At 73.9% G+C, this 14,988-nt stretch carries 11 protein-coding genes and 1 tRNA gene; 4 read left to right on the top strand and 8 right to left on the bottom strand.

Annotated elements, in window-relative coordinates:
• The first annotated feature begins 21 nt into the window (after window positions 1–21).
• Window positions 22–1,221: an aminotransferase class I/II-fold pyridoxal phosphate-dependent enzyme gene (locus ID804_RS03070; protein WP_169077467.1), complete on the top strand. Its 1,200-nt coding sequence runs from the start codon at window positions 22–24 to the stop codon at window positions 1,219–1,221.
• Between the two features lie 30 nt (window positions 1,222–1,251).
• On the opposite strand, the gene ID804_RS03065 is transcribed toward ID804_RS03070, so the two are convergent.
• A complete protein-coding gene (locus tag ID804_RS03065; protein ID WP_169077466.1) occupies window positions 1,252–2,058 on the bottom strand; it encodes a carbon-nitrogen hydrolase family protein in 807 nt (268 codons plus the stop codon).
• A 41-nt stretch (window positions 2,059–2,099) separates the two neighbouring features.
• Here ID804_RS03065 and ID804_RS03060 point away from each other — a divergent pair, with 41 nt between their 5' ends.
• Complete coding sequence (locus ID804_RS03060) at window positions 2,100–2,993, top strand: ribokinase (RefSeq protein WP_211160895.1); 894 nt, start codon at window positions 2,100–2,102, stop codon at window positions 2,991–2,993.
• A gap of 432 nt (window positions 2,994–3,425) precedes the next feature.
• On the opposite strand, the gene ID804_RS03055 is transcribed toward ID804_RS03060, so the two are convergent.
• The 5 genes from ID804_RS03055 to ID804_RS03035 all read right to left on the bottom strand — a co-directional run bounded on the left by ID804_RS03055 (window position 3,426) and on the right by ID804_RS03035 (window position 9,913).
• Window positions 3,426–3,502 (bottom strand) — tRNA-Met (locus tag ID804_RS03055).
• A gap of 53 nt (window positions 3,503–3,555) precedes the next feature.
• Window positions 3,556–4,785, bottom strand: coding sequence for a GAF domain-containing protein (locus ID804_RS03050; RefSeq protein ID WP_169077464.1), 1,230 nt, complete (start codon window positions 4,783–4,785; stop codon window positions 3,556–3,558).
• A gap of 111 nt (window positions 4,786–4,896) precedes the next feature.
• Entirely contained in the window at window positions 4,897–5,766 is an 870-nt protein-coding gene (locus tag ID804_RS03045) for a class I SAM-dependent methyltransferase (RefSeq protein WP_169077463.1), read from the bottom strand.
• Between the two features lie 6 nt (window positions 5,767–5,772).
• The gene (locus ID804_RS03040; protein ID WP_188219139.1) at window positions 5,773–8,691 is read right to left on the bottom strand and encodes a UPF0182 family membrane protein; all 2,919 of its coding nucleotides are present in this window, start codon (window positions 8,689–8,691) and stop codon (window positions 5,773–5,775) included.
• 112 nt (window positions 8,692–8,803) lie between these two features.
• Window positions 8,804–9,913 carry a YlbL family protein gene (locus tag ID804_RS03035; RefSeq protein ID WP_317451144.1) on the bottom strand — a complete coding sequence of 370 codons (1,110 nt, stop codon included), beginning with the start codon at window positions 9,911–9,913 and terminating at the stop codon, window positions 8,804–8,806.
• A 175-nt stretch (window positions 9,914–10,088) separates the two neighbouring features.
• Here ID804_RS03035 and ID804_RS03030 point away from each other — a divergent pair, with 175 nt between their 5' ends.
• Together ID804_RS03030 and ID804_RS03025 are read left to right on the top strand one after the other, a co-directional pair.
• Window positions 10,089–11,456, top strand: coding sequence for a zinc-dependent metalloprotease (locus ID804_RS03030; protein ID WP_169077461.1), 1,368 nt, complete (start codon window positions 10,089–10,091; stop codon window positions 11,454–11,456).
• Between the two features lie 34 nt (window positions 11,457–11,490).
• Window positions 11,491–12,285: a hypothetical protein gene (locus ID804_RS03025; RefSeq protein ID WP_169077460.1), complete on the top strand. Its 795-nt coding sequence runs from the start codon at window positions 11,491–11,493 to the stop codon at window positions 12,283–12,285.
• Here the strand turns inward: ID804_RS03025 and ID804_RS03020 are convergent.
• A complete protein-coding gene (locus tag ID804_RS03020; RefSeq protein ID WP_169077459.1) occupies window positions 12,257–14,002 on the bottom strand; it encodes an ATP-dependent helicase in 1,746 nt (581 codons plus the stop codon). The genes ID804_RS03025 and ID804_RS03020 overlap by 29 nt on opposite strands.
• On the bottom strand, window positions 13,999–14,937 hold the full coding sequence (gene nudC, locus ID804_RS03015; protein WP_169077458.1) for an NAD(+) diphosphatase: 939 nt from the start codon (window positions 14,935–14,937) through the stop codon (window positions 13,999–14,001). Before nudC ends, ID804_RS03020 begins: the two co-directional genes overlap by 4 nt.
• Between the last annotated feature and the right edge of the window lie 51 nt (window positions 14,938–14,988).

Raw genomic sequence — 14,988 nt, 5'->3', positions numbered from 1 at the left:
GCGCTCGGTAGGGTGAGCGCCATGACTGCCTCGGAGCCGTGGCGGGCCGCGCTCGCCGCCGCCGGCCTGCTCGCGCCCGACGGGTCGACCCGGCCCACGATCTTCGCCGAGATGTCGGCGCTCGCCGCCGAGCACGACGCCGTCAACCTGGGCCAGGGCTTCCCCGACGAGGACGGACCAGCCGAGGTGCTCGAGGCGGCCGTCGAGGCGATCCGGGCCGGGGTCAACCAGTACCCGCCCGGCCGAGGGATGCCCGTGCTGCGCGCGGCGATCAGCGAGCACCGCGCCCGATTCGGCGCCCCACAGCCCGACCCGGAGACCGAGGTGCTCGTCACGGCGGGCGCGACGGAGGCGATCGCGGCGACCCTGCTGGCGCTCGTGCCGCGGGGCGGCGAGGTCGTGACCCTCTCGCCGTTCTACGACGCGTACGCCGCGATCATCGGGCTCCTCGGCGCTCGGCACGCGACGATCCCGCTGCGGGCGCCCGACTTCCAGCCCGACCCCGCCGACATCGATGCGGCGATCGGACCGCGCACGACCGTGGTGCTGCTGAACAACCCGCACAATCCGACCGGCTCGGTCATCGCGCCCGAGCTGCTCGAGCGCATCGCGGCCCGGGCCGCCGCGCACGGCGCGGTCGTCGTGAGCGACGAGGTGTACGAGCACCTCGTCTTCGACGACGCCCCGTTCACGCCCATCGCCGCCGTGCCGAGCGCGGTCGGTCGCGCGCTGACGATCTCGAGCGCCGCGAAGACCTTCCGCGTCACCGGCTGGAAGATCGGCTGGGTCACCGGGCCGGCCGACCTGATCGAGCGGGTGGTGGCGGTCAAGCAGTTCCTCACCTACGTCAACGGCGCACCGTTCCAGCCGGCCGTCGCCGTCGGGCTCGGCCTGCCCGACGCGTTCTTCGAGCGGTGCCGCTCGACGCTCGCGCGACGGCGCGACCTGCTGAGCGAGGGGCTGCGCGAGGCCGGCTTCGCGGTCGCACCGAGCTGCGGCTCGTACTTCGTCGTGGCCGACGCCGCCCCGCTGGGCGTGACCGATGCGGCGGCCTTCGCGCGCGAGCTCGTGCGGGATGCCGGGGTCGCGTCGATCCCGCTGAGCGCGTTCGCGCCCGGCTCCCCGGACCCCGCGATCCGCAGCTCGCTGCGCTTCGCGTTCTGCCGCAGCGACGCGGCGATCGAGGAGGCTGCGCGGCGGCTACGCGGCGTGCGGGGCTGACCGCGCACCGCATCGGTGCGCGGTGACGCGTCAGCGGGCGACGACGTCGAAACGGCGCAGACGCAGTGCGGGATTGACGGCGCGCACCTCGTCGAGCCGGGCGCGCGTGGGGAAGGCGACCGCCGCATCCACCTGCTCGCCGAGGGCGGCGACCACGACGCCCATCGGGTCGACGACGACACTGCAGCCGACGCCGATCGGCGGCGCATGGTCGGCCGCGGCGACGTAGATCGTGTTCTCGAGGGCGCGCGCGGTGACGAGCGTGCGCCAGTGGTGCTCCTTCTGCGGGCCGCGCACCCATTCGGCAGGGATCAGCACGAGCTCGGCGCCCGCGTCGACCAGGCGGCGCGTCACCTCGGGAAACCGCACGTCGTAGCAGGTCTGGATGCCCACCTGCAGCCCCGCGAAGGCGAACAGCTGCGGCGGCTCGATCTCGCCCGCCTCCGCCCAGCGCGACTCGAGCGCCCCGAAGGCGTCGTAGAGGTGCAGCTTGCGCGAGACGGCGAGCACTCCCCCGTCGACCCCCACGGCGACGATCGTGTTGCGGAACCGATCGTCGCGCGTGCCGACCTCGACCAGCCCCGCAACGAGCACGATGCCGAGCTCGCGCGCGATCGCCCCGAGCCCCCGCACGAACGGGCCGTCGAGCGGCTCGGCGGCGGCCACCCACTCGGGCCCGAGCTCGGGGGCGAAGAAGCTGCTGTACTCGGGGGCCACGACGAGCCCCGCGCCGCGGTCGACGGCGAGCGCCGCGAGCGCTCGGAGTCGCGCCAGGTTCTCGTCGCGATCGGCCCCCGGCGCGAACTGCGCGACGGCGACGCCCGTGCGGTCGGTCATGGGGCCAGCCTACGCACGCGCGCTCTGCGAGCATGGAGCCCATGACCCTCATCGTGCTCGGCTCGGCCAACACCGACTCCACCGTGACCGTCGAACGGCACCCTCGCCCGGGCGAGACCGTCATGGGCGGCGACGTCGTCGTCGGCACCGGCGGCAAGGGCGCCAACCAGGCGCTCGCGGCCGCCCGAGAGGGCGCGCGACCGGTGTTCGTCGGCGCGGTCGGCGCCGACGCGGGCGGAACCGAGCTGCTCGCGGCGCTCGACGGCGGCGGCGTCGACACCGCGCTCGTCGAGCGACGCGACGACGCACCCACGGGCGTCGCGCTCATCACCCTCGACCGCGACGGCGAGAACTCGATCGTCGTCGCTCCCGGCGCGAACGGCCGCCTCGCTCCCGAGCGCGTCACGGCGGCGATCGCACCCCTGCTCGACGCCGGCACGGTGCTGCTCGCGCAGCTCGAGGTGCCGCTGCCCGCCGTCGAGGCCGCCGCCGCCGCCGTGGCCGCGGCGGGCGGGCGCGTCGTGCTGAATCTCTCCCCCAGCCGCCCCGTGCCGGATGCCCTCCTCGCCGTCTGCGACCCCCTGGTCGTCAACGAGTCCGAGGCCTCCGATCTCACCGGCACCGTCGTCGCCGATGCGAGCTCGGCGGCCGCTGCCGCGCTCGCCCTGCTCGAGCGCTGCCGCAGCGCGGTCGTCACGCTCGGCGGCGAGGGCGCCGTGCTCGCGCGCCGCGCGGAGGGCGGCGCGGCCGAGTCGGCCGCCGTGCCGGCGCCGCGCGTGCCGGTCGTCGACACGACGGGCGCGGGCGACGCGTTCGTCGGCGCCGTCGCGGCGGAGCTGCACCGCGGGGGCGACCTCGTGACCGCCGTCGAGCGCGGCGTCGCCGCGGGCTCGGCCGCCGTGCAGTGGAGGGGCGCGCAGCCGCCTCGCGACTGACCGAGCGCGGAGGCGGAGTCATCCTCCGCACCGCGGAGGCGGGGTCATCCTCCGCACCGCGGAGGCGGGGTCATCCTCCGCGCCGCGGAGGCGGGGTCATCCGCCGCGCCGCGTGCGCCGTCCCCGGAACGAGGTGGGGCCGGTGCGCGCGAGCTCGGGGGGCGAGCGTGGCGGGCACCGGCCCTGCGGGATCACGAGGGGGCATCGCGTCCGGGCGGGGCCCGGAACTCCCGCTCCTCACTCTGGCGAACGCTCGCTGAGCGCGCGCCACGACGACACGTCGCCCGTGCGTTTTGCGAACGCGCACCGGGCCGTCTGCCACCCCTCCGGGTGACGCTCCGGCGGCGCGACCGGCCGGCCGAGCAGGGCGCTCGAGACACCGTGCGCCCGACATGCAGAAGGCCCGGAATCCGAGGATTCCGGGCCTTCACGTGGTTGCGGGGGCAGGATTTGAACCTACGACCTCTGGGTTATGAGCCCAGCGAGCTACCGAGCTGCTCCACCCCGCGGCACGAGAATCCACGATACCAGGGGCGAGAGCATCCGTCGAATCGGGGCGGCGTCAGGAGGCGATGGCGAGCTCGCGCTCGGCCGCCCAGACGACGTCCTGCGCGCGGCGGGCGAGGCTCAGCAGCAGCGTGCGCTCGGCGGCGGTGACGCCGGCGCGCGCCTCTCGGTCGAGCACGCAGAGCGCGCCGACGGGTCGGCCGTCGGCGCCCTCGATCGCGGCGCCGGCGTAGAAGCGCACGCCGGTGGGGCCGGTGACGAGCGGGTTGCCGGCGAAGCGCGGATCGCCGCTCGCGTCGAGCACGATGAGCGGCTCGTCGAGCTCGACGGCGTAGAGGCAGAACGAGTCCTCGATGGGCAGGCTCTCCGAGGGGTAGCCGATGCGCGCGACGTGCCACTGCCGGTCGGGGCCGAGCACCGTCACGAGCGCGGTCGGTGCCTTGAAGGCCGAGGCGGCGACGGTGACGATCCACTCCAGGCGCGCGCGGTGCTCGGCGAGCGAGAGCACGAGCAGCTCGTTGCGCGCGGCGTCGGCCGACTCGAGGGCGGGTCGCCGCTGGACGGGCTCGCCCGCGGCGAGATCGAGCTCGTCGACGAGGGCCGCCGCGATGAGCGTGCCGAGGAAGGCGTAGTCGCCGCGCGCCCAGCCGTCGGGGCGCAGCGCGAGGGTCTCGGGCAGGCGCACGACGGTGACGCCGGGCTCGCTCGCCACGCGCTCGTGGAGGATGGCGTTGAACTCCTGCGCGCGGCGGGCGGCCCAGCTCTGCACGGCGCCCTGGAGCCCGGGGGCCGCGTCGAGGCGCGGGATCTCGACGATGAGCAGGTGCGAGGCGGCGCCGCCGGTCTCGCGCCACGCAGCGAGCAGCTCGTGCAGCCCGTCGCGCCAGGCGCGCGAGGTCTGCCCGGCGAGCACGTCCGTGTCGCCGAGCACGACGACGGCGGCGTCGTAGCGGCCGAGCGAGGCCTGCCGGAGGCGATCGGCGATGTCGTGGGCGCTCCAGCGCTCGTCGGCCTTGAGGTCGACGAGGGCGCCGCGGCCGCTCGCGGCGCGCAGTGAGCGAGCGAGGGCGCCGGGCACACCGAGCTCGTGCGAGACGACGCCCCAGCCCACGGCCGGCCCGGAGCCGACGACGAGGATGCGGTCAGCGGTGGGCCCGTCGGCGACGGCACGCGGGGCGTCGGTGGGGCGCGGCAGGGCGGAGCGCGCGTCGCCCGCGAGCACGTCCGCCGCGCGGAGCACCGGGCGCAGCGAGACAGCCATCGCGTCCGCGAGATCGGTCGTCAAATCGCACCTCCGTGTCGTGGTGCGGTCAGGATAGGCGAACGGTGCTCGCCTTCGCAGTGTCCGCAGAAGGGGGGACACGACGAACGTTCGGAATGCGAACGACAGCGACGCTCAGTCGAGGCGACGCGTCGCCCCCAGGCTCATGCCGAGGGGCAGCAGCGGCTCACCCGGCATGCGCCACAGCCCGTCATCGCCGCGCTCGGCGGCCGAGAAGATCTGCCACGGCACGGCGTCGTGCTCGTGCACGAAGTCGATCGAGAGCCCGGCGTCGATGAGGTCGGTGATGGTGCGGCCGAGGGGGTGCATCCACTCGACGGTGCGCGAGTTCGCGAGCGTCGCCTCGGGGTCGGCGTAGTCGGCATCGTCGTCGAGCGAGAGTCCCTCGGCGCGAAAGTAGCCGTAGGTCGGCACCGGGTACGGCACCCCGCGCACCGGCACCGTGCCGTCGCTCTCGTCGAACACGAACGCGGTCGGATGCCCGTCGGCGAAGTACAGCCGCCCGCCGGGCTTCAGGAACCACGCGATGATGCGCGCCCACTCCGCGGTGTCGGGCAGCCAGCCGATCGTGCCCCACGTCGTGAAGACGACGTCGAAGCCCTCCGGGTCGGGCAGCCGGTGACGCGCGTCGTAGAGGTCGGCGCACACGAATCGCGTGCGGTCGGCGAGCCCGAGCTCGTCGGCCAGCTCGCGCGCGGCGCGGATGGCCGGCATCGAGAAGTCGAGTCCGACGACCTCGGCGCCGCGCTGCGCGAGCACGAGCGAGTCGGCGCCGAAGTGGCACTGCAGGTGCAGCACCCGCAGGCCCTCCCAGCCGTGCGGGGCGATGCGGGGCAGCTCCGCCTCCTCGATGGGGTAGAGCCGCCCCTCGCCGCGCCGCAGGGGCGCGAGGTCGTAGAACTCGCTCGCCAGGTGCACGGGCACCTTCTCGTCCCAGTGGGCGCGGTTGAGCGCGACCCACTCGGGCTCGACGCCCGCTCCCATGGCCCCCTATTCCTCCGGCTGCTGCTCGCTGAGCGCGAAGAGGCGCTCGAGCGCGGCCTGCAGGCGCTCGTCGGCCTCCGCCGCCGCGACGAGGTCATTCGCGGCGTACGCGGCCTCGCGGGCCAGCAGCGCCTCGCGGGCCTCCTGCAGCGCCGCCTCGAAGGTCGCGTCACCGGGCTGCTCGGGCTCGGTCGGCGCCTCCGGGTCGGTCGGCTGCTCGGGGTCGGGCTGCTCGGGGTCGACCGGGTCGACGTCGCCGTCACCGGCCTCGGCACCGGACTCGCCGCCGAACAGGCTGTCGAGCGCCTGGTCGAGCGTGTCCTCGAAGGCGACCTCGTTGCCGAACGCGACGAGCACCTTGCGCAGCAGCGGGTAGCTCGTTCCACCGGTCGACTGCACGTAGACCGGCTGCACGTAGAGCAGGCCGCCGCCGACGGGCAGGGTCAGCAGGTTGCCGCTGATGACCTCGGTCTCGCCCTGACGCAGCAGGTTGAGCTGCTGGGCGACCGTCGCGTTCGAGTCGAACTGGTTCTGCACCTGGCCGGGGCCCGGCACGGTCGTCTGGCGCGGCAGCGTGAGCAGTGTGAGCTTGCCGTAGTCGTCGCCCGCGTCGGCGTTCGCCGCGAGGTAGCCGTAGAGCACGTTGCGGCTGTTGCCGCCCGCCGAGGCCGGGATGAACGTCGAGTACAGCGTGAACGCGGGGGCCTCGGAGCCGGGCATCTGCATCGTCAGGTAGTACGGCGGCTGCAGCGCCTCGAGGCCGCCCGGCGCTGCCGGGTCGTTCGGCGTCACCCACTCGTCGTCGCGCGAGAAGAACGAGCCGGGGTCGGTCACGTGATATTCGCCGAGGATGTCGCGCTGCACCTTGAACAGGTCGGCGGGGTAGCGCACGTGATCGAGCAGCTCCTGCCCCATCTCCTCCATCGGCTGCAGCGTCGACGGGAAGATCTTCTGCCACGTCTGCAGCAGCGGGTCCTCCGTGTCCCACGCGTAGAGCGTCACCGAGCCGTCGTAGGCGTCGACGGTCGCCTTGACCGAGTTGCGGATGTAGTTGATGTCGTCGATCGGGAAGGTCGGCGCCGGCGTGTACGTGTCCGCGATCGCGGCCGACAGCGCGACCGACGTCGAGTACGGGTAGCTCGCCGAGGTCGTGTAGCCGTCGACGATCCACTGGATGCGCCCATCGACGATCGCCGGGTACGGGTCGCGGTCGAGCGTGAGGTACGGCGCGACCTTCTGCACGCGCTCGAGCGGCGTGCGGTCGTAGAGGATCTGCGACTCCTCGTTCACGGCGTCGGAGAGGAAGATCTGCTCCGACTGGAACTTGATCGCGTACAGCAGCTTCTTGAACGGGTTGTCGAGCGCCGGGCCGCCGTCGCCGGTGAAGGTGTAGGTCTGGTTGCCCGAGGCGTCGTTCTCGTCGCCGCCCTCCGAGGGGTAGTCGAGCTCGAGCGCGGGCGCACCCTCCGGCGCGCCGACGATCGAGTACTCGGGCGAGGTCTCGCCGAAGTAGATGCGCGGCTCGTACTCGCCGACCGCCTCCGAGAGCGGCCCGCTGGCCGGGATGCCCGACTCGAGGAAGACGGGCTGCCCGTCAGCCGCGCGCTCGTTCCCCGCGGCCGCGACGACGCCGTAGCCGTGCGTGAAGACGATGCGCGAGTTGTACCAGCTCTCCTCCGTCTGCTCGTTGGGGTTGAGCTCGCGGACGGAGATCACCGTGTCCTGCGTCTGCCCGTCGATCTCGTAGCGGTCGACGTCGAGGTAGGGAGGGAAGCCGTAGTACGGCCGGAACTGCTCCAGCTGCGCGAAGGCGTCGGTGACGAGCGCGGGATCGATGATGCGGATGTTCGCGGTCGTCTCCGCGTCCTCCCGCAGCGCCCCCTCCTCCGCCGTCACAGTCGCGGCGTAGGGCACCTCCTCGATGCCGGTGATGCCGTAGGCGTCGCGCGTGGCCTCGATGTTGCGCTCGATGTAGGGCGCCTCGAGCGACCGCGCGCTCGGCTCGACCTGGAAGCGCTGCACGATCCACGGGTAGACGCTGCCGATGAGCAGCCCCGAGACGATGAGCAGCGCGGTGCCGACGATCGAGATGCGCCAGCGGCCGATGATGGCCGTGATGATGAAGAGCACCGCGATGAGCGCGGCGATGCCGGCGAGGATCTGCCGGCCGGGGATGGTCGCGAAGACCTCGGTGTAGCCGGCACCGGCGGCGAGGAACCCGTCGCTGGGCTGCACGAGCGCCGCGTACTGGTCGAGCCAGATCGAGACTGCCTGCAGCGCGATGTAGACGCCCGCCGTGACGGCGAGCTGGATGCGCGCGGTGCGGCTGATGCGCACCTCGCGGCCCGTGAAGCGGATCGCCCCGTAGAGGTAGCTCGTCGCGACCGCGGCGATCGCCGAGAGCAGCACGGCGCCGGAAGCGAACGCTACGACGCCGCGCCAGAACGGCAGCTCGAAGATGTAGAACGAGATGTCGAGGCCGAACTGCGGGTCGGTCTCGCCGAACGGCGTGCGGTTGAACCACTGCAGCACGACCGGCCAGCGGCTCGCGGCCGCGACGCCCGCGAAGAGGCCCAGCACCGCCGGGATGCCGAGCATCGCCACGCGGCGCAGCGGCTCGACGACCTCCTGGTAGCGGTCGAGCTGGCTGGAGAGCTTGGCGTAGACGGGGCGCAGGCGGTAGGCGATCTGCAGGCTCGCGTAGACCGGGATGAACATGCCCAGGAAGCCGACCAGGAACATCCCCGCGGTCGCGAACCACTGCGTCGTCAGCACCGGCAGGTAGCCCAGCTGGTCGAACCACAGCACGTCGGTGTAGAAGTTCGCGAAGACGAAGAACAGCACGACGAGCACGGCGAGGATGCCGGCCGAGATCGCGAGAGTCGCCCGGCTTCGGTTGGCGGGCGGCGTTGCGGTGGACGTCACGGAGGGTCTCCCAGGAGTCGGTGGCGAGCGCCGTCAGCCTATCGGGGGCAACCTTGGTGGGCGCCTCGGATGCGAGCGCCGTTCGCTCAGGGCGCGCGCCGCCCGAACCCGCTCACTCGCAGCGCGGCAGCGCGCTCAGATCGCCCTCGTCGGCGACCGTCTGCAACACCTCGATCGCGTCGTCGAGCGTCGCGACGCGGAACACCTCGAGCTCGTCGGGGATGCTGCCGGCGAGCTCGCCGCAGTTCTCGCTCGGCGACAGGAACACCTCGGCGCCGGCGTCGATCGCGCCGTACATCTTCTGCACGATGCCGCCGATGGGGCCGACCGTGCCGTCGGCCGCGATCGTGCCCGTGCCCGCGACCTCGGCGCCGCCGGCGAGCGAGCCGGGGGTGAGCTTGTCGATGATGCCGAGCGCGAACATCATGCCCGCGCTCGGGCCGCCGACGTTCGACAGCTCGATGTCGACGTCGAACGGGAACTCGTACTCGCCCGCCACGAGGATGCCGATGACCGGCACGGCGTCGGGGCCCTCGCTGAAGCGCGGGGTGACCTCGACCGTGCGCTCCTGCCCGTCGCGCTCGATGCCGAGCGACACGGGGGTCGTCGTGCCGTTCTCCGCGATCGCGGCGCGCAGCGCCGTGACATCCCGCACCGCCTCGCCGTTCACCGAGACGATGACGTCGTCAGCCTCGAGGATGCCCTCGGAGGCGCCGCCCTCCTGCGGCTCGACGACGTACAGCACGCTCTCGTACGGCTCGCCGATGGCCCGCAGCGCCGCCGCGATGGCCTCCTGCTGCGAGTTCTCCATGTCGACGCGGCTCTGCTCGCGGCGATCCTCCGTCGAGACGCCGGGCGGGAACACCGACTCCAGCGGCACCACCGACTGCTGCGGGTCGAGCCACGCGCGCGCGACCTCGAACCACGACGGCCGCGTCTCCGGGTTGCCGAGCACGTTCACGGTCAGCAGGCTCAGCGAGCCCTCGGTCGGGTAGGTCGGCTCGTCGGGGATCGTGATGAGCGGCACCTCCTCGCCGTCGACCGTGACCGAGCCGAGGGTGTCGAAGACGGGGCCGGGGCGCTCGATGACGTACGGCGAGGGCAGCACGGCCATGCCGAGCACGCCGAACAGCGTCACCGCGAGCAGCAGCCAGCCGACGCGGCGGCTGCGCGAGCGCGCCGACTCGTGGTCGACGTCGACGCCGTCGGTGAAGAGCGACACGGGCTGTCCTTCCGTCGCCGGCCGGGCGGCGTGGTCAGGTCGGGGCGGGCGGGCGAGGAGGCTGCGATCGGGGCGCGGGGCGGATGCCCGGCGCGGGCCCGCCGCGGGCGCACCGCTCGTCAGCCTAGGGCGAAACCCGCTCGACGAGCGCGGGCGCGGCGTTAGCGTAAAGCGCATGGCTGACGATTCCCTCGGCGGGCCCGAGGACGACTTCCGCGAGATGATGCGCCGCTTCCTGGCCGGTGAGGGCGACATCGACCCCGCGAAGCTCGCGGGCGCCGCAGGCCTGCCGGCGGATCCGGCGATGATCGCGCGGCTCATGGGTCAGCTGCAGCGGGCGATGAGTGCGCCCGTCGACGGCATCGACGAGAAGCTCGCGCGCGAGGAGGCGGGGCGCATCGCCGCGACCGGCGCCCTCACGCCCACCGATGCCGAGGTCGAGGCGCTGCGCCAGGCGCTGCACGTGGCCGCGCTGTGGCTCGACGAGGCGACCGCGATCACCCAGCTGACCTCCGAGCCGGCGCTGCTGACGCGCGCCGACTGGGCGCGCCGCACCCTGCCGATCTGGAGCAGTCTCGCCGAGCCCGTCGCGCGCTCGATCGCCGACGCCCTCACCGAGGCGCTCGACACTCAGGTGCCCGAGCAGCTGAAGGCGATGATGGGCGACGCGAGCGGCATCATGCGCTCGCTCGGCGGCACGCTGTTCTCCATCCAGCTCGGCCACGTCGTCGGCCAGCTCGCCGCCGAGGTCGTCTCGGGCGGCGACGTGGGCATCCCCCTGCTGCCGGGCCGCGACGACCACGATGTGCAGGCGGCGCTGCTGCCGCAGAACGTGGCCGCCTTCGGGCAGGGCCTCGACATTTCGGCCGACCAGGTGCACCTCTACCTGTCGGTGCGCGAGCTCGCTCACGCGCGGCTGTTCCGGCACGCGCGGTGGCTGCGCGCCCACGTCATCAGCGCCATCACCGACTACGCCCGCGGGCTCAGCATCGACGCCACGCGCATCGAGTCGGTCGCGGAGGACTTCGACCCCGCCGACCCGGAGAGCCTGCGCGAGATCCTCTCCAGCGGCGCGCTCATCCCGCCGAAGACCGAGGCGCAGCTCGCCGCGCTCGGCCGCCTCGAGACGACGCTCGCCCTCATCGAGGGTTGGGTCGACGTCGTGACGGCGGATGCGACGGCTCGCCTCCCGCGCGCCGACGCCGTCGCCGAGACTGTGCGGCGCCGTCGCGCCGCGGGCGGCCCGGCCGAGTCTGCCTTCGCGACCCTCGTCGGGCTCGAGCTGCGCCCGCGCCGACTGCGCGAGGCCGCCGCGTTCTGGCGGGCCGTCACCGACGCGGTCGGCACCGAGGCGCGCGACGGGCTGTGGGATCACCCCGACCTGCTGCCGACCGGCGACGACATCGACGACCCCTCGCGCGTCATCGCGACCCTGCAGGCGGGCCCCGTCGACGACGACGCCTTCGACCAGGCGCTCAGCGAGCTGCTCGCCGACGAGGGCGACCGGCCCGTCGAGGGCGACGGCCCCCCTGTGAGCAACTAGGGCCACCCCGCAGGGCCCCGCGCATCATGTGCGCATGGTTCTGCGCATCGACCCCCGTCGCCCGCTCGTCTGGCGCACGCCGACGAGCATGCAGATCGGCGTCGACCCCGTCGTCGCCGTCATCGATCCGGTCGATGACGGGGATGCCCGGCTCATCGCCGCGCTCGCCACGGGCGTGCCGCGCACCGGCGTCGGCATGCTCGCCTCCACGCTCGGCGTCACCCCCGCTCGCGTCGCCGAGCTGCTGGCGCTTCTCGAGCCCGCGTTCGCGCCGCTGCCCGCTCCCGCGGTGCGGCGCGTCGCTGTGATCGGAGCGGTGCCCGCCGCGGGGCGTATCGCGCGCGTCGTGGCCGATGCCGGGCATCCCGTCATCGCCGCCGCCCACGGCGCGGGCGTCGTCGACGCCTCGATCGACGCCGCCGTGCTCGTGAGCCACCACGTCATCGACCCGACCGAGCACCTCGCCTGGCTGCGCCGCGACATCGTGCACGTGCCGATCATCATCGGCGAGCAGTCGGCGACGGTGGGCCCGCGTGTCGAGCCGGGCGAGACGGCGTGCCTCGCCTGCGTCGATCAGGCGCGCACGGCCGCCGACCCCTCGTGGCCGGCGATTGAGGCGCAGCTGTGGGGCATGCCCGCGCACGCCGATGCTCCCCTGCTGGCGACGGAGGCGGCGATCGAGGCGCTGCGCATCCTGCGCGAGCGCGACACCCTGAGCGTGCGCATCGACGCCGTCACGGGTCGCCGGCACCGCCAGTCGTGGGCGCCCTCCGACCGCTGCGGCTGCCTCGGGCTGGGGCTCAGCGCCGTGCAGCCCCTCGCCGGCTGACCCCGCCCGTCACGCCGACGGGCGGCTGCCCCGGCGCGCGCACCTCGTCGAGGAACCGGCTCGGCGCGCGCTCGGCGCGACTCGCGCTGGGTCGCTGCGCCCACGACAGCTCGAGCGAGCGCCGCGCGCGCGTGATGCCGACGTAGAACAGCCGGCGCTCCTCGTCGATCGCCTCGAGGCTCGACGCGAAGGTGATCGGCACGGTGCCCTCGCTGAGACCGACGATGTAGACGGTCTCCCACTCGAGGCCCTTGGCCGCGTGCAGTGTCGCCAGGGTGACGGCCGAGCGGGCGGGCGCGTGCTGCTGCTCGGCGCGGCGCTGCAGCTCGCGCACGAACTCGGCGAGGGTCGTGCCCGCGGGCGCCTCCTCCGCGAGGCCGAGCAGAGCGGTCAGGCTCTCCCAGCGGGCGCGCTCGGCCCCCGCGCCCTCCGGTGGATCCTGCCGCCAGCCGAGCCCGCGCAGCACGTCGCTGACGCTCTTGAACAGCGGCTCGTCGCCGATCGAGATCGCCGCGCCGCGCAGCAGCATGATGGCCTGGCGCACTTCCGGCTGGTCGAAGTAGCGGCTGCTCGCGCGCGTCAGCACGGGCACGCCCGCGCGCCGCAGCGCCGCCTCGAGCGCGATCGACTGCGTGTTGATGCGGAACAGCACCGCGATCGACTCGGGCGCCGCACCGTCGGCGATGCGGCGCGCGATCGATTCGGCGACGGCGGATGCCTCAGCCGCGTCGTCGGCGTGCGCCGTGACGCTGGGAGCGGGCCCGCCCTCGGCGGCGGCCGCGCGCAGCGTCAGGGCGCCCGGCCGGCCGCGCATGAGCCGGTTGGCGAGCGTCACGATCTGCTCGGTCGAGCGGTAGTTGTCCTCCAGGCGCACGACCGTCGCCTCCGGGTACTCGCTGCCGAAGCGCACGAGGTAGTCGCTCGAGGCCCCCGCGAACGAGTAGATGGTCTGCGAGGCGTCGCCGACGACGCACAGCTCGCGCCGGCCGCCGAGCCACAGCGTCAGCAGGTCGTGCTGCAGGGGCGAGACGTCCTGGTACTCGTCGACGACGAAGAAGCGGTACTGCTCGCGCACCTGCTCGGCGACGCGCGGCTCGACCTCGAGCATCCCCGCCATCGCCAGCAGCACGTCCTCGAAGTCGATCTGCCGCCGCTCGTCCTTGATGGCCTCGTACTGCCGGTGCAGGTCGACCATCGCCGAGACCGGCAGCTTCGCCGGCATCGTGCGGCTCTCCGCCGCGCGGGCGTAGTCGTCGAGCGAGAGCTTCTGCACCTTGCGCCACTCGATCTCGGCGGCCGCGTCGCGCAGCGCGGCGGTGTCGAGGCCGAGCCTGAGCGTCGAGGCCGCCTGGCCGAGCAGCGGTCCCTTGCCGTCGAGCACGCGCGGCGGGGCGCCGCCGACGACGGTCGGCCAGAAGTAGTGCAGCTGCCGCAGCGCCGCGGAGTGGAAGGTGCGGGCCGAGACGCCCTCGGCCCCGAGCGCCCGCAGCCGGCCGACGAGCTCACCGGCCGCGCGCGTCGTGAAGGTCAGCGCCATGACGCGCTTCGGGTCGTAGGCCCCGGTCGCGACGCCGTAGGCGATGCGGTGCGTGATCGCGCGGGTCTTGCCCGTGCCCGCGCCGGCGAGCACGCACACCGGGCCCAGCAGGCTCTCGGCGACGACGCGCTGCTGCTCGTCGAGCTGCGCGAGCAGCCGATCGGGGTCGGTGCCGCTCATGCGTCGATCGGGCCCCCGAACCAGTCCTCGATGAGGGCGCGGGCGATCGAGGTGCGCCCTGGCAGGCTGATCTCGTCGAGCGAGGCGGCGAGCTCGGTGCGGCTGAACCACCGCAGGTCGAGGATCTCGGCGCCGTCGGGGCGCAGCTCCTGCGGAGCATCCGCATCGAGGCGGGCGCGGAAGCCGAGCATGAGCGAGGCCGGGAACGGCCACGGCTGCGAGCCGGCGTACACCGGGTCGACGACGGTGAGCCCCGACTCCTCGCGCACCTCGCGCACGACGGCGGCCTCGAGCGACTCGCCCGGCTCGACGAAGCCCGCGAGCAGCGAGAAGCGATTGGCCTCCCACTGCGCGTTCGAGCCGAGCACGAGCCGGTCGTCGGGATCGGTCACCGCCACGATGACGGCGGCGTCGGTGCGCGGGAAGAGCTCGCGACCGGTCTCGCGGTCGACGCGCACCCAGCCGCCGCGGGCCGGGTCGGTCGGGGCGCCGCTGAGCGGCGAGAAGGCGTGGGCGGCGTGCCAGTTCGCGATGCCGAGCGCCTCGACGGCGAGCCCCGCATCGCGATCGCCGAGCGCGTGCCCGAGCGTGCGCGGGTTCGCCCACTGGGCGATGTCGCTCGCGAGGGCCGGAGCGCTGGCGTCGTCGAGCACGACGGCGACGATGGCCGCGCCGGCCGGGAGGTCGGGCGCGTCGTCGGTCGAGCGGCCGAGGTAGATGCGCAGGGCATCCGTCGGGGCGGCCTGCACCGGCAGCAGGGCGAGCGCCGCCGGATCGAGCGAGGCCATGAGCAGCTCGCCGCGCCACACCGGCAGGATGCGCGTCGTCGGCTCGGCCCACAGCTCGTCGAAGAGCGCCGGGCGCGTGCGGGCGGCGTCGTCGCGGTCGACGCGGTAGCGCGAGAGCGGCAGCATCGCGGTGAGCGATCGATGCATGGTGGCTGCCTCCGTCTGCCGGTCGGGAACTGCGTGGCGCAGGGCGATGGT

This window comes from Microcella alkalica, assembly GCF_014595885.1.
In the GTDB taxonomy this organism is placed as follows: domain Bacteria; phylum Actinomycetota; class Actinomycetes; order Actinomycetales; family Microbacteriaceae; genus Microcella; species Microcella alkaliphila_B.
The sequence above is the reverse complement of the archived record's forward strand: the minus strand, read 5'-3'. Positions and strand labels throughout refer to the sequence as shown.

What these genes read in the sequence shown, in the direction of transcription:
- ID804_RS03070 (WP_169077467.1), top strand. Translation starts at nt 22, where the DNA reads ATGACTGCCTCGGAGCCGTGGCGGGCCGCGCTCGCCGCCGCCGGCCTG.
- ID804_RS03065 (WP_169077466.1), bottom strand. Translation starts at nt 2,058, where the DNA reads ATGACCGACCGCACGGGCGTCGCCGTCGCGCAGTTCGCGCCGGGGGCC.
- ID804_RS03060 (WP_211160895.1), top strand. Translation starts at nt 2,100, where the DNA reads ATGACCCTCATCGTGCTCGGCTCGGCCAACACCGACTCCACCGTGACC.
- ID804_RS03045 (WP_169077463.1), bottom strand. Translation starts at nt 5,766, where the DNA reads ATGGGAGCGGGCGTCGAGCCCGAGTGGGTCGCGCTCAACCGCGCCCAC.
- ID804_RS03030 (WP_169077461.1), top strand. Translation starts at nt 10,089, where the DNA reads ATGGCTGACGATTCCCTCGGCGGGCCCGAGGACGACTTCCGCGAGATG.
- ID804_RS03025 (WP_169077460.1), top strand. Translation starts at nt 11,491, where the DNA reads ATGGTTCTGCGCATCGACCCCCGTCGCCCGCTCGTCTGGCGCACGCCG.
- ID804_RS03020 (WP_169077459.1), bottom strand. Translation starts at nt 14,002, where the DNA reads ATGAGCGGCACCGACCCCGATCGGCTGCTCGCGCAGCTCGACGAGCAG.
- nudC (WP_169077458.1), bottom strand. Translation starts at nt 14,937, where the DNA reads ATGCATCGATCGCTCACCGCGATGCTGCCGCTCTCGCGCTACCGCGTC.